Genomic DNA, 24,187 nt, shown 5'->3' with positions numbered 1-24,187 from the left:
CGGCCGCCTCAGACCGAGCGCGTCAGCCCGCCGTCGACGCGGATGTTCTGGCCAGTGATGTAGGCGGCGCCGTCGGAGGCCAGGAACGAGATTGTCGCCGCGACCTCTTCGACCTTGCCGTAGCGCTTCATCGGCACGCTGTCGCGCCGCGCGTCCTGTTGCGGCAGGCTGTCGATCCAGCCCGGCAGCACGTTGTTCATGCGGACATTGTCGGCCGCGTAAGTGTCGGTGAAGATCTTGGTGAAGGCGGCGAGCCCTGCGCGGAACACCGCCGAGGTCGGGAACATCGCGCTGGGCTCGAACGCCCAGGCGGTCGAGATGTTGATGATGGCGCCGCCCTTCTGCGCCTGCATCAGCGGCGTTACCAGCCGGGTCGGACGGATCACATTCAAGAGGTAAGTGTCGAGGCCGGTGTGCCATTGCTCGTCGGTGATCTCGGTGATGGGGGCACGCGGCCCGTGCCCGGCGCTGTTGACGAGAACGTCGATCCGTCCCCACTTCGCCATCGCAGCCTCGACGAGGCGCTTCAGGTCGTCGTTCGACTGGTTCGAGCCGGTAACGCCGAGCCCGCCGAGCTCGGCCGCCAGCGCCTCGCCTTTGCCCGAGGACGACAGGATCGCGACGCCAAACCCGTCCGCCGCCAGCCGCCGCGCAGCCCCCGCCCCCATGCCGCTGCCGCCGGCGGTGACGAGCGCAACCTTCTCTACTGCCATGATCCGATGATCCCTTCAGTTGAGGCGAGCCGCAGGCTCGGCCTATCATGAGGCCTTCTACAGCCAGACCCGTCGGCAGGTCCATGGCCCAAGGCATCCATCATCCAGCCACCATCATGAGCGGCTTGAAAATGAGTGATTTGCAGATCCGCAATTTGCGTCCCGACGAAATCGCCCTCGCCGTCGACTGGGCCGCGGCGGAGGGCTGGAATCCGGGGCTGGCGGATGCCGCCTGCTTCGCGATCCCCGACGCCCGAGGCTTCTTCGTCGGCGAGATCGAGGGCGAGCCGGTCGCGACCGTCTCCTGCGTCAATTACGACGACCGCTTCGCCTTCCTTGGCTTCTACATCGTGCGCGAGCGCTTTCGCGGCGCGGGCCATGGCCTGCGCATCTGGAATGCCGCGATCGCGCATGCAGGCGCGCGCGTGATCGGCCTCGACGGCGTGGTGGCGCAGCAGGAGAATTACAAGAAGTCGGGTTTCCAGCTCGCTTACGCCAATATCCGCTATGGCGGCACCGTCGCGGGATCGGTGAAGCCGCCCGCCGATGTCGTTGCGCTCGACAAGGTCCCGTTTGCGCTGGTGGAAGCCGATGACGCCCGTGTATTCCCCGCCGCGCGCAGCGCCTTCCTGCGCGCCTGGATCAACACGCGAGGTCATGTCGGCCGCGCGTTGCTGCGCGAGGGCAGGCTCGCTGCATGGGGCGTGATCCGCCCCTGCCGGACGGGCTACAAGATCGGCCCGCTCGTAGCCGACGATCGCGCCGCCGCGGATGACGTCGTGCAGGCCCTAATGGGAAGCGCGGGCGCCGGCGAGGTCTTCCTCGACGTCCCCGCCGTCAATCCCGCCGCGATCGCGCTCGCCGAGGCGCTCGGCCTCGAGCCGGTGTTCGAGACGGCGCGGATGTATACGGGGCCGATCCCGCCGCTGCGGCTCGACCGCGTCTTCGGCGTCACCAGCTTCGAGCTGGGTTAGCTCAGTAGCACCGCATGATGTTGACGGTGTGCTCGCTGCCGCCGCGGCCGGGCACCGTCACCTGCTCGGTCGGGCAGCTCGGCACGTAGGGCCGATTGGACGGCACGACGTTCGGCGGATAGCGATGCGTCCAGTCCCAGGGCACATCATACGTGTAGGTGTAGCGCACATCGGCGGAGAGCGACTGGTTCACATCGGCGAAGGGCTGGCTGTAGCCGGCGCCGTCGTAGAAGTAGCTGCCGCCGCCCGGCCAATAGACCCAGGGAGCGCTGCGGCGGTGGAACCTGGCGCCCGGCCCAACGTGCGGACGTGCCGCAGCCGGCGGGGCAGCAACGGCGGCGACGCCGGACGCCGTGGCGCCAGCAGCTCTGGCAGGATTGTCACTGGAGCTAAGCAGCAGCGCAGCTGCGCTGAGCGAGGCGAACAACGCCCCATATGATCTGGCAATCATGATACGCACCACACTCGTTTGGCTTCGCGATAGCGGCTCCCCGGAAGGAGGCTAGGCCGGGCTGTCGCCCACCCGCAAACGTATAATTAATTATTGGTTAAGGCACGCGAATAACCGGGAACAAGAGTGCGGCAGAACGCCCGGAATTCCCCTCTCATTTCAATGGCTTCGTGCGTCAGTGGCCCTGCAGCTTGCGAAGCCAGTCGAGCATGTCCTGCGGGCTTGCGCTGCCCTGTGTCACGATCGCGGTGTTGCCGCCGCTGCGGCGAGTGACCGTCGTGCGCCCGGGCTCCTTCTCGATCTTGACCTCGGCCTCCGCCGGATCACCGCTCTGCGTGATCACCGAGGTGCCGTTCTCGTCCTGGACCACGGTGGTGTGACCGTCGCCGGCGCCGGCCGGCGCCATTGCAACCACGGTCATGAATCCCAGTCCGGATGCGAGCAGAAGCAGCTTCATCTTACACCTCCATCATCGGCCGAACTGGAACATCGCCAGCCAGTTGAAACGCCCGAACTGCCTCACCGCTCCCGTGTTCATGTCGCCGATCTGGAGCAGGAGCGCATTGGTGGAATTGCCGATCTGGGTGATCTCGGCGGTGTTGCTCACCCCGGATTGACCGATCGCCGCATTGGTGGTGCCGCCGACCTGGATCACATTGGCATAGTTGTGCGTGCCGTTCTGGATGATGGTCGCGTCCACCGTGCCGGTCCCGCCGATCTGGATCACCCGCGCGATGTTGATGCGGCTGTTCTCCTCGATCGTGACAGGCTGAACATTGTCGCCGAACTGCACGACCGTTTGGATGCTTACGTTCCGGTTGGTCACGCTGCGCTGGACGGTCCCGGCGCATGCCTGCGTTGCCGCACCGACGGCGGCGAGCATCGCCGCCAGGACCAAAGCCCGCCTCAGCACCTGTCTGCCGCCTCGCATCGCGCTTCCTCGTTCGCTGTCGACACTGGCGAGATCGCTCGCGCATCAGGGACCGGTCTGGACGATGGTCGAGGCGTTGACGGTGCCGAACTGCGCCACCGTGCCCGCATTCATCGTGCCGAGCTGCGATATCAGGCTGGTCGCCGACTGACCGGCCTGGCCGACATAGGCGAAGTTGTTGACGCCGGCCTGCCCGATCGATGCGGAATTCGTTCCGCCGAACTGCAGCACGCCGGTGGCGTTGTTGGTGCCGTTCTGGGTGACCGTCGCGCTGGTCGTGCCCCCGATCATGAACACGCCCGCCATGTTGAGCTGGCTGTTCTGGTTCAGCACGACGGGCGGCCCGCCGACCGACACGATGGTCTTGATGTCGGCCGTCTGCGCTTGCGCCGAAAGGGCGCCGGCCAGGTACAGAGCGAGCGTTGCGGCACATGCGCCGCCAAAATGACGTTTCATGACATGCCTCACCACTTCGGATCAGCTCACGGAGCCTGCTGGAGGACAGTCGATCCGTTCAGGATCCCGAGCTGTCCGACGCCGGCGGTGTTGTTCGCGCCGATCTGGCCGATCAGGCTCGAATTGGAGCCGCCAACCTGGCCGGCCAGTGCGGTATTGGTTGCGGTCGCAGTGGTGCCGCCCTGCCCGATCACGGAGGTGTTGACGGTGAGCAGCGAGCCCGTCTGCAAGGTCGTCGCGGCATTGGTGGCGCCGAACTGCATCGTGGTGGCGTTGTTGCTGGTGCCGCCGCTCTGCGAAATGAACGAAGAGTTGGTCGTGCCGAATTGCAGCACGCTGGCCGAGTTGCCGGCCCGGGCATCGGCTGCCGTCAGTGCACCGAATGCTGCGAGAGTTGCAATGAAATAGGTGATCCGCATGTCCTGTCCTCCGCGAGAATGAGCCGGCGTCGCAATTGACCGTCCTGCCCGGTAGCGGTGCTCTAGAGAGTGGCCCGGACGCACCAACCTGGTGCGTCCGACCCAAACCAACCGTGGCTCAGTTCGCCGTCTGCGAGACGGTGCTGCCGTTGATGCCGAACACGCTGAGCTGGCCGACGGCGGCGGAGTTGTTCTGGAGCGCGGCCGGCCCGAACGAGTTCTGGGTGATCGCGCTGCCGTTGTTGCCGAGCGCCACCTGGCCGGTGGCCGCCGTGTTCTGCACGCCGATCTGGTTCACGGTGCTGCCGTTGTTGAGCGAGGCAGCACTGGTGCCCTGCATCGTCGTCGCACCGTTGATGATGCCGAGCTGGCTGGTCGACGAGGTCGAGTTGGTGAGTCCCTGCTGCGAAACGCTCGAAGAGTTCACGACGCCGACCTGCACGGTGGTGGAGGTGTTGGCGGCCTGAGCTGCGGAGGACAGAGCGAACACGGCAACGGAAGCAAAAAACAATTTACGCATGGAGTATCCCTTTCTGGCCAAGTTGTCTGACTGGTTTCGGATGCCTTCCCGGAAACAGGCCGACATCGTAGGGGTGAGACTGAACCGATCGCGGCCGGCGCGACAGACTGCAGTTCATGCTAGTCGCTACGGACTAGACGCTGCGTGTCGTCTCGGCTTGGCGCCCCATGCTGTCGACCAGCCGCACCACCTCGATCGGCGTACGCAGCTGCAGCTTTCGCATCATCCTGGCACGATGAACCTTCGCCGTCACTTCGCTCACGCCGAGTCTCGCGGCGATCTGCTTGGCGACGAGCCCTTCCGCCATCAGCAGCATGATCTCGCGCTCTCTGGCCGTCAGCGTCTCGACGCGCTGGCGGGCTTCACGGACGCTATCCTCGCGTTGCAGCCGCCTGCGGTCGCGCTCGATGCCGTGCCTGATCGCATCGAGGATCTCCTGCTCGCGAAACGGCTTTGGCAGAAACTCGACCGCGCCGCGCTTCATCGCCTCGACCGAGACGCGGACGTCGGAGTAGCCGCTGATGAAGACGATCGGAATGGATACGCCCGTCTCGGCCAGCCGGCGCTGAAGCTCGAGCCCGGTCGGCGACGTGCCGGGAAACCTCACGTCGAGCACGAGGCATGACGGCCCTTGCGAAACGGTCTCGGTGAGGAACTCGTCGGTCGAGGCGAACAACTTCACCTGATGCCCGGTCTCCTCGCAGAGACTTCCGATCGCGGCTCGAATCTGGGCTTCGTCGTCAACGACATAAACTGTGGCTTGGTCCGAACTCATGGCAATGGGCTCCCCGGCTTGGGGCTCGATGAAAAGGCAGCGAGCTATCCATTCTTCTTGCAAGCGAGATCAAGGTGCTTGGATGATTCGCGCAGATCGAGCGAAGCGCGTCGGTCCGCCGGTTCGAAGTCATAGGGCCAACGCGCGCCGGAGGCGAGTGAAGGCGTTCACATATCGGGCTTCGTGATGGAAGGGCGTCCATCTTGCCGCCGGCGGCATCGGGGAGCAACGACATCGAGAATGCGGCAATGCTGCGTCGTGGTCTCGCCGGCTGCATCATGGCACGCCACCCATGTGACGACTCGACGCCAGCTGCTGCCGCTCCGGCCGGATCAGACGGGACGTTCAGTCAGCTTATCGAGTTCGATACCGCGCGCCTCATATCGATACGCTCCGTATGCATCCTGATCAAATCACGAAAAGTAGCACCCCACCTGCTTTACCACTGGATGATGCGCCACGCCCGACCGTCAGCCCGGCGAGGACGACATACTGACATTCGATACAACCTTAGACGTTTTACAACCATAGCGAGTTTGCCACTTCTTCCCGATTACCCGAAGTCAATTCAATCGGCGAGTTTTGATATGCGATTTGTGCCAGCATTTGCCTTGCTCGGAGCTTCATGCGGCCTCGCTGCGATCCTCTACGCCGCTCCGGGCACGATCGCCGGCGCTGCCGGGAGCGCGGCGGACACGGCGACTCGCGCCTATGAGCAGACCAGGCGGCTGCTCGTGCCCGGCGGCCGCGAAGCGCCGACCTTCGGATCGGATGCCCCCTTGTTCCGCTATGCCTCGATCCAGCGCGGCAGCATCGAGCAGACCGTCACCGTCACCGGCGCCCTGCAGCCGGTCAAGACGATCGAGGTGGGATCGCAACTGTCGGGGCAGCTCGCCCGCGTCTATGTCGACTTCAACGACGCCGTCGCCAAGGATCAGCCGCTCGCTCTGATCGATCCGCGCAGCTTCGCGGCCAAGGTCGACGAGGCCCGGGCGTCGCTGGCCGTCGCCAATGCCCTGGTCGACATCGCCAGGGCCAAGCTCGACCGGGCCAGGATCGATCTGCAGAACGCGAGGGGCAGCCGCGACGTGCTCGCGGCCAAGCTCGAGAGCGCGCAGGCGGTGAAGTCCTCGGCTCAGAAGACGCTGCAGCGCAAGCTGGCGCTGCAGTCGCAGAACGTGGTGGCGACGACCGCGGTCGACGACGCGCAGACTGAGTTCACCGCGCGCCTCGCCCAGGAACGTGAAGCCGAGATCCTGATGTCCCTCAACTCCTATTCGGTGGAGGGTGCACAGGCCGACGTCCGCCGCATCGAGGCGGAGTTGCAGCAAGCGCGCATGGCGGTGCCGGAGAAAGCCGCCGTTCTCGCGGCAGCCCAGGCCGATCTCGACCGCACCATGATCCGTTCACCGATCGACGGCGTCGTGGTCGGCAGGTTCGTCAACGAGGGGCAGACGCTCGCGGTCGGACTTGAAGCGCGCACCACCTTCATGGTGGCGCACCGCCTGGAGGACATGGAGATTCACGCGCAGGTCGATGAAGCCGATATCGGCCGCATCGCACCCGGGCAGCGCGCGCATTTCACCGTCGACGCCTACCCGGACCGCCGCTTCGAGGCCGTGGTGCGCCAGGTGCGCAAGGCGCCGCAGACCCAGCAGAACGTCGTCACCTACACCGTGGTGCTGGCGACCGCCAACCTCGACGGCGCGCTGCTGCCGGGAATGACTGCCCTGGTGAAGATCGTCATCGAACGCCAGGACGACGTGCTGAAAGTGCCGCTTGCAGCGCTGCGATTCCAGCCGACCGGCACGCGGCCGGACGCCGGACGCAGCGGCGTGTGGGTGCGCACCGCCAGCGGCGCGCTGCAGCGCGTCGCCGTCACGGTCGGCGCCGCCGGCACCGAGCAGGTCGCGCTCCGGAGCGGAGACCTCGTCGAGGGCAGCGAGGTCGCGGTCGGCCAGGCCATTCGCCCGGCGGGCATGGAAATTCTCGGAATCAGGTTTGGGTCATGACCGCCGCTGCGCCCCTCATCAGCCTCCAGTCGGTCAGCAGGACCTATCGCACCGAGGGCGTCGCGGTGGCCGCGGTGCGCAATGTCAGCTTCGACATCGCGCAAGGCGAGATCGTCGCCGTGATGGGACCGTCCGGCTCCGGTAAGTCGACGCTGATGAACATGATCGGATTGCTCGACCTGCCGAGCGCGGGCGCGGTCTATCTTCAGGGCGCCAACGTTGCCGATCTCACGGAAGATCGCCGGTCGTCCCTGCGCGCTCGCAGCATCGGCTTCGTGTTCCAATCCTACAATCTGCTCGCCCGCCACGATGCCATCGAGAACGTCGCATTGCCGCTGGTCTATTGCGGCATCGCGCGCAAGGAACGCATGGCGCGCGCGGAAGCGAGCCTTCAGGCGGTCGGCATGCTGCACCGGGCCCATCACTTCCCGCGGCAACTCTCCGGCGGCGAGCAGCAGCGCGTCGCGATCGCGCGCGCACTGATCGCCTCCCCCCTGATCGTGCTCGCCGACGAGCCGACCGGCGCGCTCGACAGCCGCACCGGTGCCGAGATCCTGTCCCTGTTCGCCGCGCTCAACCGGATCGGCCAGACCATCGTCATGATCACCCACGATCCCGGCATCGCGGCCCAGTGCCGGCGCACGATCCACCTGCATGACGGCGAGCTCGTCGGCGACGAAACGCAGGCCCCTGCTCTGCCGAAACAGAGCGCTGTGTCATGACGATGCTGCAGGGCTTCCAGATCGCATTGCACGCCCTGCGCCTCAATCCGCTGCGCAGCTTCCTCACCATGCTCGGCATCGTGATCGGCGTCGCCTCGATCGTGACGGTGTTCGCGATCGGGGCCGGCGCGCAGCTCCGCCTCCAGGAGCAGATCCGTTCGATCGGGGCCAACGTGCTAATGATCACCCCCGGCGCGGTCTACCAGGGCGGCGTGCGTCTCAAGGACGGCAGCAAGCTGACGATGACCGAGAGCGACGTGCAGGCCATTCTCGAGCAGATCCCGGAAATCCAGGCCGCAGCCGGCTCCATCGCGGGAACGGCGCAGGTCATCCACGAGGGCAAGAACTGGAACACGACGATCAACGGCACGACCACCGGCCACTTCATGGTGCGCGACTGGCAGCTCGCGGCCGGGCGCTATTTCTCCGCCACCGAGGAAGCCGGCGCCGGCAAGGTCGTGATCCTCGGAAGCACGGTCGCGCGCGAGCTGTTCGCACCCGGCGACGATCCGATCGGCGCGCAGATCAGGATCATGAAGGTCCCGCTCGAGGTGGTCGGCGTGCTCGACCGCAAGGGACCGGCTCAGGACGACGTCGCCTTCGTGCCGCTCACCACGGCCAAGCTGCGCTTCCTCGGCAGCGCCAGCAAGATCAACCGCGACGCGGTCGCCTACATCATCGCCAAGGTGGCCGCAGACGGTCAGATGGCGGGCGCGCGCGCGGAGATCGCGAACCTGCTGCGGCAGCGCCACCGCATCCCCGCCGGCCAGGACGACGACTTCAAGGTCCAGGATCCCGCCGCCGCCATGGAGGCGCAGCAGGGCGCGATCCGCACCGTCGCGCTGCTGCTCGTCGCCATCGCCTCGGTTTCGCTGCTCGTCGGCGGCATCAGCATCATGAACGTCATGATCGTGTCGGTCACCGAGCGCACGCGGGAGATCGGCATCCGCCGGGCGCTCGGCGGGCGAATGCGCGACATCCGTCTGCAGTTTCTCTGCGAAGCGCTCGTCCTCTGCCTGCTCGGCGGCGCCATCGGCGTCACCGGCGGCATCACGCTCTCGATGACGGTCGCCCGCATGGCCGGTTGGGTCACCTCGATCGACGGCCAGGCGATCGGCCTGTCTCTCGTCTTCTCGATCGCGACCGGCCTCGTCTTTGGCTTCTATCCAGCCCACAAGGCGTCCAAGCTGAGCCCGATCCAGGCGCTCAAGACGGAGTGAGAGCATGCCGGGATGTTCGCAAAGGCCAGGGAGGCATCAGCCATGAGCTCGGATCCGAAGGACTTGATCGCACCGACGCCGCGCGAACGGGAGCTGATGACGCTGATCGCGCGGGGGATGCAGAACAAGAACATCGCCTACGAGCTCAACATCTCGGAGAACACGGTGCGGGCGCATATCGGCAACATCATGCGCAAGTACCGGCTTCAGAACAGAACGCAGATCGCGATCGCCTTTGCCCTGCACACCGCACCATCGTCGCTCCGCCGTGATCTCGCCAAGACCGAACTCTATCCGGCCGCGACGAAGCCGGCGCAGGCGCTTGCACCGAATCCACCGGCGGCGCAGACCGCGCCGGATTGAATGGTTGCAGCTACCATCCCTTGCGTTGCCCGACGGGCAAAACATTCAATCTATGGGTCAACGCACGCGGCCTAAAATATTCCACTTTACCGAAATTCGGAAATCACATATGTGTCGCGCAACCCGGCCCAAGGAAGAGGGGCGTATCGCGATCGTCACGAACGCGGGCCGGGGGGCGGTGGACGCTGATGGCGTTGGCGCGAAAGGGTTTGCAGGGCGGAGAGCCGTGAGCAAAGACCTCGCGCATACGACCGGTGTCATCGGCGTACGGCAAAATCGTGTGGTCCTGGCGCCCGGGGTCTGTGCGCCAAGTCTTGCGGTGATGTGAGCGGCCCAACCGGGCCCACGCATCAGCCATCCGCAAGGCGACGGGGGCAATAGTGCATCGCTCCCCGGGGAGAGCACGACATAAGCCGTAAAGCCACTGCGCAGGGAAGGCCGGATGTTTGGCTTCACCTGTATGCCGCTGTGCAAATTCTTCGTTGCCACTTTCGCACAGTGGACCGTGGGTGCCCGGCCGGCACCCGGTCTTCCCTGCGCCCTCTTTCAATTATGAGGGTGAGCAAGAAGCAAAGCTCGGGCGAGTCCGCCGCGAGGATGCGAAGGCGTGTCCGCGACCGAAATGCGAATTGAAGAACGCGCTGCCCACCACACACTCCGTCATTGCGAGCGCAGCGAAGCAATCCAGAGTCTTTCCGCGGAGGGATTCTGGATTGCTTCGCTGCGCTCGCAATGACGGTGTTGAGACAGCGGTGTCACAATGCAGTAGTCTCGTGCGCTGGACACGAGCGTGAAACGAAGCTGCGAGCCGCGACCGCGGCCCATTTGCCTTACATCCCGATGTCGAACACGTTCGGCAATTGGCCCGCCAGAGGCAGTGCGGTGGCGCCGAGGAAGGTCGCCACCATCGCCATCAGGCGACGGTTGTTCTGGCGCTTGCCGCGCATCTGGCCGGCGATCCACTCCAGCATCTCGCTGTTGACCTTGGAAGCATAGGACGGCGCCCAGCTCTCGATCTCGGTGTCGGCCGACAGCGCGACGCTGCGCGGCGGCACCTTCAGGCCCGAGGCGCTCGCGGCATAATGGGCGACCGCCTTGGCAAGCAGGTCGTCGAACCGGCCGCCATCGGTGCGCTCGGTCGCGGCCTCGTTGATCTCGAACAGAACTTCGGCCTCGGCGCGGCTGACCGGCTGGTCGTTGACGGCGGTGGCGGTGAGGATGCGCATGCACCAGGCGGTGTCATCGGCGTCGAGCGAGCGGGAGAAATGCACCCGTCCCTTGGTGGTCGGGCCTTCGCCCGTGATCACACCGTCGCGCACGACGGAAAGGGCATGAGCTGCAGTATCGCGGCAGGACGGCACGAGGGACGACGGCTCGGTAGGCTTAGGCGCAGCGGCGGACATAGTTCACTTCCAGACTTCTTCTGATCGACCAGCATTTCCATGCCGGCGTAAAGGGGTGGTTAACGATTCGATACGGGGATCGCGACTTTTCTAGATGGTTGCCAATTGGTCGCTATCAGGACCAATCTGGTTCTAGAACGCGCCGGGCGAGCGTGATGAAAGTCATAAAAGGCATTATCGGGGCGAGCGAGACCGTGTGACCCCGGGTGGAGCTGTTTCGCCGCAGCTGCCGCTGTAACAATAAGGTTGCTAGAAAATCGGCCCTTCAAAGAAGGAATTCACATTTTGCTTGAGCCGGTTCAGTTGGCGTTCACTTAGGCCGGCGAAGCCCTTATAATGGATGTGACGGCCGGAGACGAATTCTCGATTAGATTCAATGAGATGAGGTAAGATCATGACACTTCCGATCGGCGCCACCGCCCCTGACTTCGAAGCCGAAACCACCGAAGGGAAGATCAAATTCCACGACTGGATCGGCGACAGCTGGGCCCTCTTGTTCTCACACCCGAAGGATTTCACGCCGGTTTGCACCACCGAGCTCGGCGCCCTCGCCAAGCTGAAGCCGGAATTCGACAAGCGCGGGGTGAAGCTGATGGGCCTCTCGGTCGATCCGGTCGACCGTCATGCCAAATGGTCGGAAGACATCATGGAGACCCAAGGCGCCGCGCCAAACTACCCGATGATCGGCGACACCGATTTCAACGTCTCCAAGCTCTACGGCATGCTGCCGGCCTCGACCTCTGGCGATCCCCTCACCCGCACGCCGGCCGACAACCAAACCGTCCGCAACGTCTTCATCATCGGCCCGGACAAGAAGATCAAGCTGGTGCTGGTCTATCCGATGACGACGGGCCGGAACTTCCAGGAGATCCTGCGCGTCATCGACTCGCTCCAGCTGACCGCCAAGCATCGCGTCGCCACCCCGGCCGACTGGTCGCAGGGCGACGACGTCATCATCGCGGGCTCGGTCTCCAACGACGAGGCCAAGACGATCTATCCGCAGGGGTGGAAGGAGCCGAAGCCCTACATCCGCATCGTCCCGCAGCCCAGATGACTTTTGGCGGTCGCGGATAGCGGCCGCAAAAATCATCCCGGGGCGATGCGTCAGCATCGAACCCGGGATCTCGAGATCCCGGGGGTGGTCCTTAGGACCATCCCGGGATGACGACCCAGAATCACGCCGCGTGCACGCGGTCGAGGAAGCTCTCGACCTCGGCCTTCAGATGCAGGCTCTCGCCCGACAGCGCCTGGGCGGAAGCAAACATCCGGCTCGACGTTTCACCCGTCTCGCTGGCGCCCTTGGCGGCGTGACGGACATTGACCGCGACATCGGCCGTGCCTGACACCGCGGCGCGCACGCTGGCCACGATGTTGTGCGTCGCGCTTTTCTGTTGCTCGACCGCCGCCGAGATCGAGCCTGCGATGCCGCTGATGCGCTCGATGGTCTGGCTGATCGCCTTGATGGCTGCAACCGATTCCTCGGTCGCAAGCTGCATGCTCTCGATCTGGTTCGAGATCTCGTCGGTCGCCTTCGCGGTCTGGCCGGCGAGCGTCTTGACCTCCTGAGCCACCACCGCGAAGCCGCGGCCGGCATCGCCCGCGCGCGCAGCCTCGATGGTCGCATTCAGCGCCAGCAGATTGGTCTGCTCGGCGATCGAGGTGATCAGCTTGACGACGTCGCCGATGCGCGAGCCGGCCTCCGAGAGCTGCGCGATGCGCTGGTCCGTCGCTTCGGCCTGCCGCACCGCCTCGGCGGAGATCTCGTTCGATTCCTGCACCCGGCGGGTGATCTCGGAGATGGATTGAGACAGCTCGTCGGAAGCGGACGCGGCCGAACGCACATGCTCGGAGGCGCTTTCGGAAGCTCCCGCCGACTGCGCCGACAGATCTGCCGTGGAGCGCGCGGCGTCGGTCAGTTGTCGCGCGGCGCGCTCGAACTCGCCGGACGATGCCAGCACCTTGTCGAGAATGCCGCCGACGCTGCCGCGGAACCCCTCGACGAAGTTGCGCAGCTCGGCCTTGCGCTGCTCGGCTGCGGCAGCGGTTGCCGCCGCCTGCTCGGTGCGTAGGCGCGCCCGCTCCTGCGAGTTGCTCTTGAACACCGCGAGCGTGCGGGCGATCTCGCCGATCTCGTCGGCACGGTCCTCGCATTCGATCGCGACGTCGCCCTGGCCGTTGGCAAGCGCGGTGAGCGAATGCGTCACCGAGGTCAGCGGCCGCGTGATGCGGCGGACGACCAGCAGGGTCAGGACCAGCACCAGAAGCGCGGCAAGGCCGGCAGCGGCAGCCATGCTCTCCATCGCCTGGGACAGCATGCCCTCGAACTGCGTCATGGGGATGCCGACATAGAGAATGCCGGCGACCTTGCCGGTGCCATCGGCGATCGGGAAATAGGCCGTCATGAACGTCTTGCCGAACAGCGTCGCCGGCCCCTTATAGGCCTCGCCACGGCGCAGCGGGGCCTGCCCCGGATGATCGGCGGCAAGCTGGGTCCCGACGGCGCGGTCGCCGTTTTCCTTTTTCACGTTGGTCGAGCGGCGGATGAACTGTCCGCTCGCCGCGTCGAACACGAACAGCGTCGCGTTGCCGCCGACATAGGACACCGCCCTGTCGACGATGGCGTGATCCCTGAAGTCGGGCATTTTGGGGATCTCGGCGCGGACCACCGCGCCGTCCCGGATCGTGATCTTGGCCTCGGGAACGGTCTCCGCAAAGGCCTGCGCCAGCGTGCGCAGATTGACCTCGATGTCGCGCAGGGCGCGGTCGTTGAAGGCGGATGTCAGCGACCAATAGCCGGCGCCGACAACGAGCGCCGTGTTCATTGCGATCAGCAGCACCGCGCACAGGACCGCCTTGGTGCCGAGCTTGAAACGCGGCAGGAACTTCGCCGTTAGAAGATTGGACATGGATGGAATGACCCCCGTAATTCCTGCATATTGGTGCAATTGACTTACAGCCGCATTAACGACGGGTTCCCACCGCGGCGAGCGGCATGGTTTGCAATTGGTAAACGAGGCCTTCCCTGACCCGGCCCCAGTCAGCCGTCCATCATCGTCTGGTTTCGCGACGATCTCCGCCTGTCCGACCAACACGCCCTCCACGCCGCCACGTCCGGAGCGCCGGTGCTTTGCCTCTACGTACTGGACGAGGCGGCGGGGCGAGCGCCGGGCGGCGCGGCACGCTGGTGGCTGGCGCAGTCGCTGCGGGCGCTCGGCGCCGAGATCGGCGCGCGCGGCGGCTCGCTTGTCCTGCGCAGAGGACCGGCGGCCAAGGTGATCCCTGAGGTGGTGCGACAGAGCGGGTGCCCGCGCCGTCTATTGGAACGAGATCGCGCAGGCGCCTCATCAGGCGGTTAATCCAGGGCGAGAAGTTCGATCCTGACGGAGCCTATGTTCGACGCTGGGTTCCGGAACTGAAGGCCCTGCCGGCCAAGCTGATCCACCGGCCCTGGCAGGCAACGCCGATCGAGCTTGCGAGTGCGGGCATCATCGGCAAGACCTATCCGCAGCCGATCGTCGATCATGCCGAGGCACGCGAACGCGCGCTGGCCGCCTACGCAGAAATTCGCAAAGGTTGAGCGTCGCTTTGACACAATTTCGAAACCCGCTATCGTCATCGCTCCATACAAACCGTGGGGGACGATATGGACGACGAGAAGCCGATCACCGAACAGGCGATGGAGACGATCACCACTGCCGTGGAAACGACGAAGGACGCGGCAGTCACCGCAGTCAAGCAGGTGAAGAAAGCCGCCAAGAAGGTCGCGAAGAAAGTAGCGCCGAAGAAGGCGGCCAAGAAGAAAGCCAAGAAGGCTGCGAAGAAGACGACGAAGAAGGCCGCAAAGAAGTCGTCCAAGAAGGCCGCGAAAAAGTCTGCGAAAAAGGTAGCCAAGAAGGCCGGCAAGTCGAAGAAGAAGGCCAAGAAGGCCAAGCGCTGATCGCACCGGAAGACGTCTCCGGGTGCGGGCGCGCCCGGAGACAGCCCGCACCTATCCTCGCCGCTTGCTCGGCGTTGAAGCACTTCCGCGTTTCCGGCGAGCCGAACTGCGTGCCGTCAGGACCGCCAATTGACCACAAAGACCGCCGCGGCGCAGAGCGCCATGCCTGCAATGGCAATCGCGTCCAGCGTTTCTCCGAACAGCAGATAGGCCATCAGGGCCGTGACGGCCGGAACCAAATAGAACAGGCTTGCGACCGAGGTCGCCGCGGCGTGGCGGATCAGCCAGTACAACAGCCCGATCGATCCGATCGAGAGCGCGACGGCGAGCCAGGCGAGTGCAAGCACGAACTCCCGCGTCCAGTGCACCACGCGATCCTCGAACAGGAAGGCGCCGACCGCGAAGAAGATGGTGACTGCCACATACTGCACGAGATTGCCGGACCGCCAGTCGATGTGATTGCAGTAGCGGCGCTGATAGAGCGTGCCGAGCGTGATGCTGACCAGCGAGACCACCGAGGCGAGCCAGCCGAGCCCGGCTTCGCCGGTCATCGGGCGGTTGTGCAGGATCAGCACCACCCCACCGAGGCCGAGCACGAGCCCGGCCCATTGCAGCGGCGTGACCCGTTCGCCGAGCCAGCGATTGGCGATGGTCGAGGTCAGAATCGGCTGCAGACCTGGAATCAGCGCCGACAGGCCGGCCGGAATCGAATGCGCGATCGCAATCGCGGTGCCGCCGAGATAGAAGCCGTGGACGAGGATGCCAGCGACCGCGCTGTGCGCGATGCCGGCGCTATCAGGCCATTTCGGCCGCGCGATGCCTGCGATGATTGCCATCAGCCCCACCACGATCGCCATGCGAATGGCGAGATAGGTCAAGGGATCGGCATTGTTGACGACGTATTTGGTCCCGATGAATCCGGTGCTCCAGAGCAGCACGAACAGGATCGGCGCGGCGTGGGCGGCCAGGGTTTCTTGATTATGGTTCATTGCCGCCCTCATTGCCCGACCCTCGGCCATGCGGCAATGCGAATTTCGTGGTGACGATATGCTGCGCTGCGACGGAGGATCGCGGTGCGTCTCAGCCGCTCACCATTCTTCCGGGCAGGGATTGACGATCTTCCAGAGCTCGACGCCGTTCTTGATCTTCTTCATGTCGGTGGTGAGCCCGCCATTGCGGCGAATCCAGTCCTTCACCGTGTCGGGGTAGTAGGACATGAGATCGGAGGTACCCTCGGCGCTGGTGACCTTGATGCCGAAGGTGAACGCCTTGTCGTAATAGGCCTGGTGGAAGCCGAGGCTCGCGCGCGGCGTCACGCAGATCTTGTTCATCGGCACGATGCCAAGCACGAGCGTGCAGGCCGAATTGCAGATGCCGTCGATGATGACCCGCTCGCCCTTTTCGCGCACCCGCTTGTACTTGGCCTTGTACTCCTCGACATAGCCGCCGTGGTCGCGCGTGATGTGCAGCTCGGCGCGCGCGGGCGTGGCGGCGGCGAAGCAGAGCAACAGCAGACTCGGAAGCGTGATGCGCATGGCGAGATGACGACGAAGGCCTTCAGGAATGTACCGGACTCGAGGGGCCCGCAAATGATCCCCCGGGGCCGGCGGCAGAATTCTTAACCGAATAGTCTTTGGTCATACTTGTGTGGGGAATTCGTTAAGCATCCCGAAAAGGCCAAAAATGGGCAGCTTTGGCCGCATGTCCGGCAATTCTGTCACACCCACCCGGAAATCTGCGGGATTGGCCGTGATTTCGGGCCTCCGGAGCGATGCTTGGCCGCTCGAAATTGCTATAACAGGCTGACCTATTCGAGCGGGTTCCGGAGAATCGAGATGAGCAAGTTGACGCGTGTCGCCGCGGTTGCGGCCTTGACGGCTGCGGTCTTGGCCCCCGCCCTCGCGGAGGCGAACGGCCGCCACCGCTACCACCGCTCCTACGCCAACCCGCTGCCCTACCCGATCAGCTACCTGCACAATTACGGCCCGGGTATCACCCCCGGCACCTTCGCCTACTATGACGGCCCGGCGACCAACCACTGCTACCGCAGCGCGGCCGCCTATATCGGTCAGGACGGCCGGCGGCACCCCTGCTACTGAGGGGCCGCGGCCGCTGCTGCTCCTCTGTTTGGCCAGCGGCAAATTCGCCGGGATGATGGAAGCCTTGGGCACGTGCGCAGGATGTTCGTCGGATCATGGCCGGCTCGAGATGTTTGCACTTTCATGTTGATGGTACCGGTCAAGTCACGACAAGTGGCCTTATCCGCTGACCTCATCTTTTGATGCTGCAGGCCAGTGATCATTGCGCAAGACATGACCTCGCAAAAGCGAAGGGGCCTCGAGGGGCCCCTTCAAACGTTACCAGCGGCGATAGCCGTAGTACCCATAAGGGCGCGGACCGTAATAGCGCGGCGCGTAATACCGCGGGCCGTAATATGGCCGCGGCCTGTAGTAGCCATAGTAGCTTGGCCGCCACCAGCACCGTCCCCAGGCGTCGCAAACCATGCGGACCTGCTCGATGCCGGAGACCTGCGGTGTCGCAGGCGCAGGCGCGATGGGCATGGCGGATGCCGTCGATGACGCAACGAGAGCGCCGAATAGGGACGTAGCCAATCGGCCAGTATTGAGTTTCATGATGTCTTCCTCCGCTTGCGCGATGCAGGATATCGAGGTCGTTCTGATCAAATTGTGGCCGAACCGAAATGTAATACAGATGAACAAACCTTCGGCGAGCTGACCGGGACATCACGGCTCGGCAGCCGCTGAATGCCAGTCATCCATATCTGTCGATCTCGCCGGAGAAGGTCTTCTTCATCATCTCGAAATCGAGTGATCCCACCGCGAAGCGGGGGGAGTGGCGTCGTTCTGGACATCGGTGACGACGACTTGAGCTGCGGCGGCGGTGGGCGCGGCGAAACCACCGTGCGGAGTTCGCGGGCTTCATCCACACGCTCTCAATGTTGAGATCAATCTGGGTGGCGCTGACCCGGATTGGCCACGGCGACGGTGATCTCTCCGATTGGCGTCGACTGCGCGCTCAGGCCGCGCAGACGCACAACCAGGGGGACCGCCTCTCACCGAACTACGAGATCGAGAAGCAATTGCTGCGGTCGGGCGCGCGGCGGCAAACCGGCGTCCCGGCAACCTGATGCACGCGCCGCCGGCCCATCGTCGGCGATCCGCCGCCCGCGCCGCTTTAGAACATATATGGAACAAAGAAGACTGGCGCGCTCGGAAGGATTCGAACCTCCGACCCTCGGAATCGAAATCCGATGCTCTATCCAGCTGAGCTACGAGCGCCCTGGCCCGAGTAGCGGGCCACCGAGATCCGCCGGCCGGCGCTGGCGAGGAGCCAGCACACCCGACGGCGGTCGGATTGGTTTGAATTAGCAGAGAGGCCGGCCAATAAAAAGCCCTTGCCACCTCGATCGAGGCAGCCGAAGGCGCTGTTACCAGGTCGTGTTGAAGAGGCCGAAATGCGGCTGCTGAGCGACCAGCATCATGGGGCGGCCCGGCTGATGCGCCGGATAGGTCCTGACGATCTTACGCTTGGGCTGGGCCTGGACCGGAGAAGTTTGAGCTTGGGGCGTCTGCGGCTGGATGGCCTCGGACTTCCTGGCTGCGGCGGTCCCGGCCCTCGGCTCTGGCGTGAACTGGGCGAAGGTCTCGCGCACCCGCGTCTTGGCCGACATTTCGGCAAAAGCCGGCGACAGGCTCTCCTGTACCGGCGGCTGGGGAGCCGCAACTGCGGCAGTCTGAACCGCGGGTGCGGCAATCGTCGGCTGGCTCGTGTCGAGGACGACGCGCTCAGGCAGATGACGATCGGACCGGATTCGGATCAGCGGCTGGTCGTTGCTTGCGGTCGCAACGGCCTGCGCTACGGGCGCCGCCGGGAAAACGAAATCCGCCGCGAACAGCAGTGTGAGCAAAGCTCCACCGACAAAGATGAGATACCTAAAGATGGGCATTGGCCGCGCTCCGCCCCCGCATCCCCGCGTGGGCTCTGCTCGCCTCAACAGGCGATCTTCCAATTGGTTCCTGGCCCAGCCGTTCGGTTCAAATGGTGATGCATGGTTTTCGGCCAAGGACCGCAGAAGGTAACTTTTCAGCTACCGGGACAGGCCGCCTTCAAGCGCGGCGTGCTGCAACCGGGGAACATTTTGCCTGATCGGCATTCACGTTAACGAAGCCGATTGGGATACGCACGAAGGTCTTGCGGCTCTTCATGCTGACCGGATCCGCCAGCACGCGGCTGCGGTCGGTCAGATGACTTCCGTCGCGCCGCGTGAAGGCACAGACGATCTCGACATCTTTTACGGCATAGTCGTTGTCGTTTCGCAGCGTGAACGTCACCAGGGCTTTGGAGCCGAGGCCGCCGCGACGCCAGGTCTGTGATGAAATCCTGAGACGACCAAGTCCTGCTGTCGCCGGCACCTGAGCTTCGGACACAGGCGAGGCCACTTTGGACGCATCGCCGGAGGGAGGCGCTTCAACAGCCGCCAGCTCAGGCCTCACCGGCTCAGCACTGTTGCCCTTGGAGAGAGGTAGCAGCATCCAAATGCCGCAACCGACGATGATTGCCGCCAGCAGCCATAGAAGGCTTCGGCCAAATGAGACGCTCGCAATCGTCACGGCCCGCGCCAGTCGTTCGCCGGTGCCGGCCAAGCGCCCCAATCCGAGTCGGTCGAGCCTCGCATTCATGGTTGCACACCGATCGCGACCGCAAGCAGCATCGAAGATGGATTTAGTCACAGCTTACCTTAATTCGGGCGACGAACTAAGGTTCCCCCAACGTCATGCGAGTCGGCAACGGCGGTGGTGACCACCGGCGATACTGCTAGCATGCGCCGTAGCATCGAATAGACCCGTTGGGAGATTATGAAATGCCGTTCGCCGTCGCTTGGGATCACGTCCATCTGCGCAGCCCCGATCCGGAGGCCACCGCGGCCTGGCTGCGGGACATCCTTGGTGGCGAGATCGTGCACGCGCCAGGACGAATCGACGTGAACCTCGGCGGAGCCAGCATCTTCATCGCGCCGCTCGAGGGCGACAGCGCCGTCAGCCCGCCACCTCCGCACCCACATCAGGGCCTTGACCATTTCGGCTTGACGGTGAAGGACATCGACGCGGTCGCCACCGAGATCAAGGCCAAGGGTGTCACGTTCACGCGCGAGCCGACGACCATTCGTCCCGGCGTACGCATCTGCTTCATCCGCGGGCCCGAAGGCATCTCGATCGAGCTGCTCGAGCGCGACAAGAAATATACCTGACGCGACGGGGCGCCCCGCCGTCCAGGCACCGAGCCGGGGACGACGTCACGCCCGAAGGCTAAGTCATGCTACCGGGCATAAAGCAGCGGATGGTGACACCCATGTAGCCGTAGATCGGCCAGACCATGGTGCGTCCCACCCGGTTCGGCTCCGAGATCACGGCCTCCGCGGGCACGTCGACCCAGACGAGCTCCTGCTGCTGGCCATCGAGCGCATAGCCATAGCGCGGGACGCGGACGCGATAATGCCCGTCCTTGCTGTCCCAGTCAGAGTCCGAGAGCGCCGAACCGTCGGCATCGGAGCAGCAAGGCCCCTTGCCGCTGCGCAGACTGTCGAACCAAGCCTTCAATTCGGGATTGGTGTTGGCGAACTGCCCGCGGTCGCGCGCGTGCCCCGAGGGGGCTGCGAGCGCGATCAAAGCCAACGCCGGCGCCAGCCTCGTCAGGTTTGCCCGGCGTATCGCATCGCCAATCCGCCGTTGTTCGCTTTTGCAATTCGTGGGACGCGCACTGTACAGACGCGGCTCATTGCCGCCGGAATCGATCCAGTTGGTCACGTTCGTCTTGCTCCAGCACCCAGCGGCCAGTGCAGCAATGGTTATGCATTTCGCGGGCCAACTCTGATTCGCAACGTCGGGCCTCGCCTCACCATCAGAGCGTCACGACGGTGTCATGGACAAATTGGAACAACTACGGCTCGCAGGCCGCCGCGACCGGCAAACTGCCTCGTTGCGCGCAGGGATGGGCTTTGGCATAAAAGCGGGACCGGTTGCGCCATTGGGCGATGGCGGCCGGCCTACGGGACGTTATGAAAAACGGCCTCTATTCAATTCATGTCACCCTGCTCGATGGTCGAGTCGGCAAGGGCAGCGGCGTGATTCTCTTCCGCGACGGCAAGATTCTCGGCGGCGATGCCTACCTCTATTACACCGGCAGCTACACGGTGAAGGACAACAACAGCTTCAAGGGCGAGGTGCTGGTGCAGCGGCACACCTCGCCTCGAGGCGATGACAATCCGCTGTTCGGCGGCCCTGCCCCGGTCGGCATCGGCGTCACCGGCACGTTCACGGACACGCGCGGACAGATGACCGGCACCGCGCTGGTCGGCAAGGCCAGCCAGATCTTCGGCGCGACGCTGCACAAGCTTGCAGACGTCGATTAGCTATTCCGCGGCCTGTTCGAGCGGCGCCACACGCGGCAGGATCATCTGGATGCGCGTACCGCCACCCGGTTCGGAATCGAGATCGAGCCGGCCACCGAGCCGGTTGGTGACGATGCTGTAGACGATGTGCAGCCCGAGGCCGGTGCCGCCTTGGTCGCGCCGCGTGGTGAAAAACGGATCGAAGGCGCGGCGACGGACGTCGAGCGACATGCCGCAGCCATTGTCGGAGAAGATGATCTCGACGTTGTCCTTGCCGGACTCGCGCACCTGGATCTCGATCGTCCCGGGCCGGCCGTCCGGGAAGGCGTGCGCCACCGAGTTCAGAAACAGATTGGTCAGCACCTGGCCGTACGGGCCGGGATAGCTGTTCATGGTCAGGTCCGGCTGACACTCGACGTTGAGCGTCAGATTGTGCTTACGCAGGCCCGGCCGCAGGCTCATCACCACCTGCTCGGTGAGGTCACCGAGATCGAAAGTACGCTGATCCGAATAGTTGCGGTCGGCGGCGACCTGCTTGAACGACTGGATCAGCTCGGCGGCGCGGTTGAGATTGGAGACGAGCTGCGAGGACGCATCGCGGCTGGTGCTGAGGAAGTCGTTGAGCGTGGAGCGGCGCAGCTCGCCGCGCTCGACTTCGGCGGTGAACATGGCGGTCTTGCGCTCCAGCGCGGAGGCAACCGTGAGGCTGATGCCGACGGGATTGTTGACCTCGTGGGCGACGCCGGCGACGAGGCGCCCGAGCGCGGCCAGCTTCTCGGCCTCGATCAGGGAGGCCTGGGTCTCGCGGAGATTGCGCAGCGCGGTTTCGGCGGCTTCCTTGGCCTTGCGCATCTCCTGCTCGCCGCGCTTGCGCTCGCCGATATCGAGCGCAACGGTCACGATCCGCTCGATCTCGCCCTCGGCGTCGAGCAGCGGCAACTTGTTGACCAGCCATTGCCGCATGTTGCCGGAGGCGTCCTGATACTCCTCCTCATAGAAACCGAGACCTTTTCGAAGCTTGAGCACCCGCTTGTCGCTCTCGTCGGACTTGGATGCGCCGTAGCGCGACATCAGGTCGGCCGTGGTGCGGCCGAGCGCCTCGCCGGGCTCGATGCCGAAGATGCCGGCCATGTAGCGGTTCATCAGCACGTAGCGCAGATTGCGATCCTTGACGTTGATCACCGCCGGCACGGTGTCGATGACCTGCTGGAGCAGGCGCCGGCCTTCGGCGATGGCTTCCTCCGCCCGCTTCTGGTCGGTGATGTCGCGTAGCGTGCCCTCGTAGCGGATGATGTTGCCCGCTTCGTCTCGCACGCCCGTGGCGCTGTCGGAGAGCCAGAGGACGTCGCCGCTGCGCTGGCGCACCTGATACTCGAACTCGCGCACCATGCCGTCGCGCGCCATCAGCCGCTGGTATTCGGCGCGCGCCTCGGGGTGGACGTAGATCGTGTGGGCGATGTCGCTGATGCTGTCGATCAGCTGCTGCGGGCTGTCGTAGCCCATCATGCGCGCCAGCGCGGGATTGGCGTTGAGGAGGTCACCGGCCGGCGTCGTCACGTAGATGCCGTCGATAGAGCCTTCGAACAATTTTCGATAGCTCTCCTCGGCGAGCCGCTGCTCGGTGAGCGCGCGCACCGCCGCCTCGCGCGCGGTGTCGGCCTCCTCCAGCGCGCGGCGAAACACTTCGGCCGCCCGCGCAATGTCGCCGATCTCGTTGCCGAGGTCGGCGGACGGAATTGAGACGTCTTTCCGCCCGGCGGCAAGCGCGCGAATGGATCGCGCGATCTGGGCGAGCGGACGCACCGTCCTGCGCACCACGAACCAGGCAGCGCCGATGCCGATGAGCACGCCGACCGTGCCGAGCACGATGCTTTGCCATCGCGCCTCGGTCAGTGTCCGGGCGAAGTCGCGCGACAGCACGTGGCCGCGCCGGGAGCTGACCTCGCGCAGCAATTCGGTGACGCGGCCGATCAACCGGCCTTCGGTTCCCAGCACCTCGCGATCGATGTCGGCGATCTGCCGCTCGCGGACGGCGACGGCCATGATCGCCTCTGCATAGTCGTTCACCGCCGACTTCAGCTTGGCATCGGCAATATCGAGCCCCCGCATTCCCTGTGCAGCCTGCTCGGCTGCGGACGGGTTGCGCGCGAGCAGCCCGATCGCGATCCGGCCCTGTGCCTCGGACAAGCGGGACGCCAGCTCGCGGTCCGCGGTGCCTTCAACCGCTGCGTCGAATTGTTCGCGCAGCGGCGGCAGTCCGGCGAGCAGCTGGGCGCGGCGGTCGATCAGCGTGGAGATCCGCTCCAGGCCGGAGCGATAGGTTGCGAGCCGCTCGGTGACCCCGTCGAGCATGTCCTGCTGCTCGGGCGCGAGCTCGATGCGGGTCTTCTTCAGGATGTCGCTGAGCGTTGAGGCCGCCTCGCCGACCTGCTGGAACTGGATGCCGGCACCGGGATCCGTGACGAAGTCGCGCGCGGCAAGACGCAGTTCGTTCATGCGGCGATCGATGTCCTCGGCGAGGTCGCCGACGCTCTGCAGCCGCTGCAGCTCCGCGAATGTAGTATCGATGTGCCGGATCGCGATCACGCTCGCCGTCGAGGTGACTATGATCACCGCCAGCACCAACAGGAAGCTACCGAAGGTGAGCTGGCCGATGGAGAGCGAGAAGGTTCGCCTTTTCTCAGGGGACGGCGTCAATTCGGCGGACATTGGTGGTTTGAGGACCGGACTGCTGGAGGTCCAATATACGACGTATTCCTGCCCGGGGGGAACATGCCTCGGGACGCGGAATATCGTTAATATCAGGACCTGCCGCCCGCTTCAGGTTTACGACAGTTTGACGCTGGCTGCCCTGCGGGCCGGGATTCGTCGATACTTCGTTG

Annotated in this window: 29 protein-coding genes, 1 tRNA gene and 1 pseudogene; 13 read left to right on the top strand and 18 right to left on the bottom strand. The window is 64.7% G+C overall.

The annotated features are described in order from the left end of the window. Positions 1 to 8 precede the first annotated feature (8 nt). On the bottom strand, positions 9 to 713 hold the full coding sequence (locus ABIA40_RS08080) for an SDR family oxidoreductase (protein WP_157280473.1): 705 nt from the start codon (positions 711 to 713) through the stop codon (positions 9 to 11). 131 nt (positions 714 to 844) lie between these two features. Here ABIA40_RS08080 and ABIA40_RS08075 point away from each other — a divergent pair, with 131 nt between their 5' ends. Continuing rightward, positions 845 to 1,687, top strand: coding sequence for a GNAT family N-acetyltransferase (locus tag ABIA40_RS08075; protein ID WP_404540425.1), 843 nt, complete (start codon positions 845 to 847; stop codon positions 1,685 to 1,687). Between the two features lies 1 nt (position 1,688). On the opposite strand, the gene ABIA40_RS08070 is transcribed toward ABIA40_RS08075, so the two are convergent. The 7 genes from ABIA40_RS08070 to ABIA40_RS08040 form a co-directional block, all read right to left on the bottom strand. Continuing rightward, a complete protein-coding gene (locus tag ABIA40_RS08070) occupies positions 1,689 to 2,138 on the bottom strand; it encodes a hypothetical protein (protein WP_404540422.1) in 450 nt (149 codons plus the stop codon). A gap of 175 nt (positions 2,139 to 2,313) precedes the next feature. Further along, a complete protein-coding gene (locus tag ABIA40_RS08065; RefSeq protein WP_271544409.1) occupies positions 2,314 to 2,595 on the bottom strand; it encodes a hypothetical protein in 282 nt (93 codons plus the stop codon). 12 nt (positions 2,596 to 2,607) lie between these two features. Further along, positions 2,608 to 3,069, bottom strand: a complete 462-nt coding sequence (locus ABIA40_RS08060) for a curlin (protein ID WP_404540419.1) — start codon at positions 3,067 to 3,069, stop codon at positions 2,608 to 2,610. A gap of 45 nt (positions 3,070 to 3,114) precedes the next feature. After that, positions 3,115 to 3,525 (bottom strand): curlin, encoded by a 411-nt coding sequence (locus ABIA40_RS08055; RefSeq protein ID WP_157280482.1) that lies wholly within the window; start codon positions 3,523 to 3,525, stop codon positions 3,115 to 3,117. A 26-nt stretch (positions 3,526 to 3,551) separates the two neighbouring features. Continuing rightward, entirely contained in the window at positions 3,552 to 3,944 is a 393-nt protein-coding gene (locus tag ABIA40_RS08050; RefSeq protein WP_271544414.1) for a curlin, read from the bottom strand. A gap of 118 nt (positions 3,945 to 4,062) precedes the next feature. Next, a complete protein-coding gene (locus ABIA40_RS08045; RefSeq protein WP_036029057.1) occupies positions 4,063 to 4,464 on the bottom strand; it encodes a hypothetical protein in 402 nt (133 codons plus the stop codon). 133 nt (positions 4,465 to 4,597) lie between these two features. After that, complete coding sequence (locus ABIA40_RS08040) at positions 4,598 to 5,239, bottom strand: response regulator transcription factor (protein ID WP_271544417.1); 642 nt, start codon at positions 5,237 to 5,239, stop codon at positions 4,598 to 4,600. Between the two features lie 587 nt (positions 5,240 to 5,826). Between ABIA40_RS08040 and ABIA40_RS08035 the strand changes: the two genes are divergently transcribed. From ABIA40_RS08035 to ABIA40_RS08020, 4 genes are read left to right on the top strand one after another with little or no spacing between them, the layout of a single operon-like run. Next, complete coding sequence (locus ABIA40_RS08035; protein ID WP_404540416.1) at positions 5,827 to 7,251, top strand: efflux RND transporter periplasmic adaptor subunit; 1,425 nt, start codon at positions 5,827 to 5,829, stop codon at positions 7,249 to 7,251. After that, positions 7,248 to 7,973 (top strand): ABC transporter ATP-binding protein, encoded by a 726-nt coding sequence (locus ABIA40_RS08030; RefSeq protein WP_404540414.1) that lies wholly within the window; start codon positions 7,248 to 7,250, stop codon positions 7,971 to 7,973. Before ABIA40_RS08035 ends, ABIA40_RS08030 begins: the two co-directional genes overlap by 4 nt. Beyond that, entirely contained in the window at positions 7,970 to 9,193 is a 1,224-nt protein-coding gene (locus ABIA40_RS08025; protein WP_404540411.1) for an ABC transporter permease, read from the top strand. The genes ABIA40_RS08030 and ABIA40_RS08025 overlap by 4 nt, the downstream gene beginning before the upstream one ends. A gap of 42 nt (positions 9,194 to 9,235) precedes the next feature. Then, positions 9,236 to 9,556 (top strand): response regulator transcription factor, encoded by a 321-nt coding sequence (locus ABIA40_RS08020; protein WP_198399585.1) that lies wholly within the window; start codon positions 9,236 to 9,238, stop codon positions 9,554 to 9,556. 830 nt (positions 9,557 to 10,386) lie between these two features. Here the strand turns inward: ABIA40_RS08020 and ABIA40_RS08015 are convergent. Then, entirely contained in the window at positions 10,387 to 10,959 is a 573-nt protein-coding gene (locus tag ABIA40_RS08015; RefSeq protein WP_198399586.1) for a hypothetical protein, read from the bottom strand. Positions 10,960 to 11,353: 394 nt separating this feature from the next. On the opposite strand from ABIA40_RS08015, the gene ABIA40_RS08010 reads away from it, so the two are divergent. Then, positions 11,354 to 12,013: a peroxiredoxin gene (locus ABIA40_RS08010; protein WP_157280498.1), complete on the top strand. Its 660-nt coding sequence runs from the start codon at positions 11,354 to 11,356 to the stop codon at positions 12,011 to 12,013. A gap of 121 nt (positions 12,014 to 12,134) precedes the next feature. On the opposite strand, the gene ABIA40_RS08005 is transcribed toward ABIA40_RS08010, so the two are convergent. Then, on the bottom strand, positions 12,135 to 13,865 hold the full coding sequence (locus ABIA40_RS08005) for a methyl-accepting chemotaxis protein (RefSeq protein WP_404540407.1): 1,731 nt from the start codon (positions 13,863 to 13,865) through the stop codon (positions 12,135 to 12,137). 141 nt (positions 13,866 to 14,006) lie between these two features. Between ABIA40_RS08005 and ABIA40_RS08000 the strand changes: the two genes are divergently transcribed. From ABIA40_RS08000 to ABIA40_RS07990, 3 genes and pseudogenes are all read left to right on the top strand, one after another. Beyond that, complete coding sequence (locus tag ABIA40_RS08000; RefSeq protein WP_404546185.1) at positions 14,007 to 14,315, top strand: deoxyribodipyrimidine photo-lyase; 309 nt, start codon at positions 14,007 to 14,009, stop codon at positions 14,313 to 14,315. Next, positions 14,315 to 14,536 (top strand): annotated as a pseudogene (locus ABIA40_RS07995) (FAD-binding domain-containing protein); the annotation flags it as partial. The gene ABIA40_RS08000 and the pseudogene ABIA40_RS07995, both read left to right, overlap by 1 nt. 66 nt (positions 14,537 to 14,602) lie before the next feature. After that, positions 14,603 to 14,896, top strand: a complete 294-nt coding sequence (locus ABIA40_RS07990) for a histone (protein WP_404540404.1) — start codon at positions 14,603 to 14,605, stop codon at positions 14,894 to 14,896. A gap of 116 nt (positions 14,897 to 15,012) precedes the next feature. Here ABIA40_RS07990 and ABIA40_RS07985 read toward each other — a convergent pair whose 3' ends face one another. Together ABIA40_RS07985 and ABIA40_RS07980 are read right to left on the bottom strand one after the other, a co-directional pair. Beyond that, on the bottom strand, positions 15,013 to 15,885 hold the full coding sequence (locus ABIA40_RS07985; protein ID WP_404540401.1) for a DMT family transporter: 873 nt from the start codon (positions 15,883 to 15,885) through the stop codon (positions 15,013 to 15,015). A gap of 99 nt (positions 15,886 to 15,984) precedes the next feature. Then, on the bottom strand, positions 15,985 to 16,431 hold the full coding sequence (locus ABIA40_RS07980) for a hypothetical protein (protein WP_404540398.1): 447 nt from the start codon (positions 16,429 to 16,431) through the stop codon (positions 15,985 to 15,987). 300 nt (positions 16,432 to 16,731) lie between these two features. Between ABIA40_RS07980 and ABIA40_RS07975 the strand changes: the two genes are divergently transcribed. Beyond that, on the top strand, positions 16,732 to 16,995 hold the full coding sequence (locus ABIA40_RS07975) for a hypothetical protein (RefSeq protein WP_036041425.1): 264 nt from the start codon (positions 16,732 to 16,734) through the stop codon (positions 16,993 to 16,995). 258 nt (positions 16,996 to 17,253) lie between these two features. Here ABIA40_RS07975 and ABIA40_RS07970 read toward each other — a convergent pair whose 3' ends face one another. Beyond that, positions 17,254 to 17,529, bottom strand: a complete 276-nt coding sequence (locus tag ABIA40_RS07970; RefSeq protein WP_271544435.1) for a hypothetical protein — start codon at positions 17,527 to 17,529, stop codon at positions 17,254 to 17,256. A 341-nt stretch (positions 17,530 to 17,870) separates the two neighbouring features. Between ABIA40_RS07970 and ABIA40_RS07965 the strand changes: the two genes are divergently transcribed. Beyond that, the gene (locus ABIA40_RS07965) at positions 17,871 to 18,044 is read left to right on the top strand and encodes a hypothetical protein (protein ID WP_404540394.1); all 174 of its coding nucleotides are present in this window, start codon (positions 17,871 to 17,873) and stop codon (positions 18,042 to 18,044) included. A 74-nt stretch (positions 18,045 to 18,118) separates the two neighbouring features. Here the strand turns inward: ABIA40_RS07965 and ABIA40_RS07960 are convergent. From ABIA40_RS07960 to ABIA40_RS07950, 3 genes are all read right to left on the bottom strand, one after another. After that, positions 18,119 to 18,195: transfer RNA gene (locus ABIA40_RS07960), tRNA-Arg, on the bottom strand. A 149-nt stretch (positions 18,196 to 18,344) separates the two neighbouring features. Continuing rightward, complete coding sequence (locus ABIA40_RS07955; protein WP_404540391.1) at positions 18,345 to 18,863, bottom strand: hypothetical protein; 519 nt, start codon at positions 18,861 to 18,863, stop codon at positions 18,345 to 18,347. A 160-nt stretch (positions 18,864 to 19,023) separates the two neighbouring features. Next, entirely contained in the window at positions 19,024 to 19,596 is a 573-nt protein-coding gene (locus ABIA40_RS07950) for a hypothetical protein (protein WP_404540388.1), read from the bottom strand. 182 nt (positions 19,597 to 19,778) lie between these two features. Between ABIA40_RS07950 and ABIA40_RS07945 the strand changes: the two genes are divergently transcribed. Further along, the gene (locus ABIA40_RS07945; RefSeq protein ID WP_404540386.1) at positions 19,779 to 20,165 is read left to right on the top strand and encodes a VOC family protein; all 387 of its coding nucleotides are present in this window, start codon (positions 19,779 to 19,781) and stop codon (positions 20,163 to 20,165) included. A 58-nt stretch (positions 20,166 to 20,223) separates the two neighbouring features. Here ABIA40_RS07945 and ABIA40_RS07940 read toward each other — a convergent pair whose 3' ends face one another. Continuing rightward, positions 20,224 to 20,721, bottom strand: coding sequence for a hypothetical protein (locus ABIA40_RS07940; protein ID WP_109143382.1), 498 nt, complete (start codon positions 20,719 to 20,721; stop codon positions 20,224 to 20,226). A gap of 251 nt (positions 20,722 to 20,972) precedes the next feature. On the opposite strand from ABIA40_RS07940, the gene ABIA40_RS07935 reads away from it, so the two are divergent. Next, the gene (locus tag ABIA40_RS07935) at positions 20,973 to 21,326 is read left to right on the top strand and encodes a GrlR family regulatory protein (protein ID WP_036011154.1); all 354 of its coding nucleotides are present in this window, start codon (positions 20,973 to 20,975) and stop codon (positions 21,324 to 21,326) included. Here ABIA40_RS07935 and ABIA40_RS07930 read toward each other — a convergent pair whose 3' ends face one another. Beyond that, on the bottom strand, positions 21,327 to 24,014 hold the full coding sequence (locus tag ABIA40_RS07930) for a PAS domain S-box protein (protein WP_404540382.1): 2,688 nt from the start codon (positions 24,012 to 24,014) through the stop codon (positions 21,327 to 21,329). Between the last annotated feature and the right edge of the window lie 173 nt (positions 24,015 to 24,187).

Origin of the sequence: Bradyrhizobium sp. USDA 223, from assembly GCF_044909005.1 — a bacterium.
Lineage (GTDB): Bacteria > Pseudomonadota > Alphaproteobacteria > Rhizobiales > Xanthobacteraceae > Bradyrhizobium > Bradyrhizobium yuanmingense.
Note: the sequence above shows the minus strand (reverse complement) of the source record. Positions and strands in the feature narration are given on the sequence as shown.

Coding starts and splice junctions, on each gene's coding strand:
- ABIA40_RS07955 (WP_404540391.1), bottom strand. CDS start 18,863: ATGCCCATCTTTAGGTATCTCATCTTTGTCGGTGGAGCTTTGCTCACA.
- ABIA40_RS08070 (WP_404540422.1), bottom strand. CDS start 2,138: ATGATTGCCAGATCATATGGGGCGTTGTTCGCCTCGCTCAGCGCAGCT.
- ABIA40_RS07935 (WP_036011154.1), top strand. CDS start 20,973: ATGAAAAACGGCCTCTATTCAATTCATGTCACCCTGCTCGATGGTCGA.
- ABIA40_RS07950 (WP_404540388.1), bottom strand. CDS start 19,596: ATGAATGCGAGGCTCGACCGACTCGGATTGGGGCGCTTGGCCGGCACC.
- ABIA40_RS07945 (WP_404540386.1), top strand. CDS start 19,779: ATGCCGTTCGCCGTCGCTTGGGATCACGTCCATCTGCGCAGCCCCGAT.
- ABIA40_RS07980 (WP_404540398.1), bottom strand. CDS start 16,431: ATGCGCATCACGCTTCCGAGTCTGCTGTTGCTCTGCTTCGCCGCCGCC.
- ABIA40_RS08015 (WP_198399586.1), bottom strand. CDS start 10,959: ATGTCCGCCGCTGCGCCTAAGCCTACCGAGCCGTCGTCCCTCGTGCCG.
- ABIA40_RS08005 (WP_404540407.1), bottom strand. CDS start 13,865: ATGTCCAATCTTCTAACGGCGAAGTTCCTGCCGCGTTTCAAGCTCGGC.
- ABIA40_RS08040 (WP_271544417.1), bottom strand. CDS start 5,239: ATGAGTTCGGACCAAGCCACAGTTTATGTCGTTGACGACGAAGCCCAG.
- ABIA40_RS08055 (WP_157280482.1), bottom strand. CDS start 3,525: ATGAAACGTCATTTTGGCGGCGCATGTGCCGCAACGCTCGCTCTGTAC.
- ABIA40_RS07970 (WP_271544435.1), bottom strand. CDS start 17,529: ATGAAACTCAATACTGGCCGATTGGCTACGTCCCTATTCGGCGCTCTC.
- ABIA40_RS08065 (WP_271544409.1), bottom strand. CDS start 2,595: ATGAAGCTGCTTCTGCTCGCATCCGGACTGGGATTCATGACCGTGGTT.
- ABIA40_RS08080 (WP_157280473.1), bottom strand. CDS start 713: ATGGCAGTAGAGAAGGTTGCGCTCGTCACCGCCGGCGGCAGCGGCATG.
- ABIA40_RS08010 (WP_157280498.1), top strand. CDS start 11,354: ATGACACTTCCGATCGGCGCCACCGCCCCTGACTTCGAAGCCGAAACC.
- ABIA40_RS08060 (WP_404540419.1), bottom strand. CDS start 3,069: ATGCGAGGCGGCAGACAGGTGCTGAGGCGGGCTTTGGTCCTGGCGGCG.
- ABIA40_RS08050 (WP_271544414.1), bottom strand. CDS start 3,944: ATGCGGATCACCTATTTCATTGCAACTCTCGCAGCATTCGGTGCACTG.
- ABIA40_RS08045 (WP_036029057.1), bottom strand. CDS start 4,464: ATGCGTAAATTGTTTTTTGCTTCCGTTGCCGTGTTCGCTCTGTCCTCC.
- ABIA40_RS08075 (WP_404540425.1), top strand. CDS start 845: ATGAGTGATTTGCAGATCCGCAATTTGCGTCCCGACGAAATCGCCCTC.
- ABIA40_RS08030 (WP_404540414.1), top strand. CDS start 7,248: ATGACCGCCGCTGCGCCCCTCATCAGCCTCCAGTCGGTCAGCAGGACC.
- ABIA40_RS08025 (WP_404540411.1), top strand. CDS start 7,970: ATGACGATGCTGCAGGGCTTCCAGATCGCATTGCACGCCCTGCGCCTC.
- ABIA40_RS07990 (WP_404540404.1), top strand. CDS start 14,603: ATGGACGACGAGAAGCCGATCACCGAACAGGCGATGGAGACGATCACC.
- ABIA40_RS07975 (WP_036041425.1), top strand. CDS start 16,732: ATGAGCAAGTTGACGCGTGTCGCCGCGGTTGCGGCCTTGACGGCTGCG.
- ABIA40_RS08035 (WP_404540416.1), top strand. CDS start 5,827: ATGCGATTTGTGCCAGCATTTGCCTTGCTCGGAGCTTCATGCGGCCTC.
- ABIA40_RS08020 (WP_198399585.1), top strand. CDS start 9,236: ATGAGCTCGGATCCGAAGGACTTGATCGCACCGACGCCGCGCGAACGG.
- ABIA40_RS07930 (WP_404540382.1), bottom strand. CDS start 24,014: ATGTCCGCCGAATTGACGCCGTCCCCTGAGAAAAGGCGAACCTTCTCG.
- ABIA40_RS07985 (WP_404540401.1), bottom strand. CDS start 15,885: ATGAACCATAATCAAGAAACCCTGGCCGCCCACGCCGCGCCGATCCTG.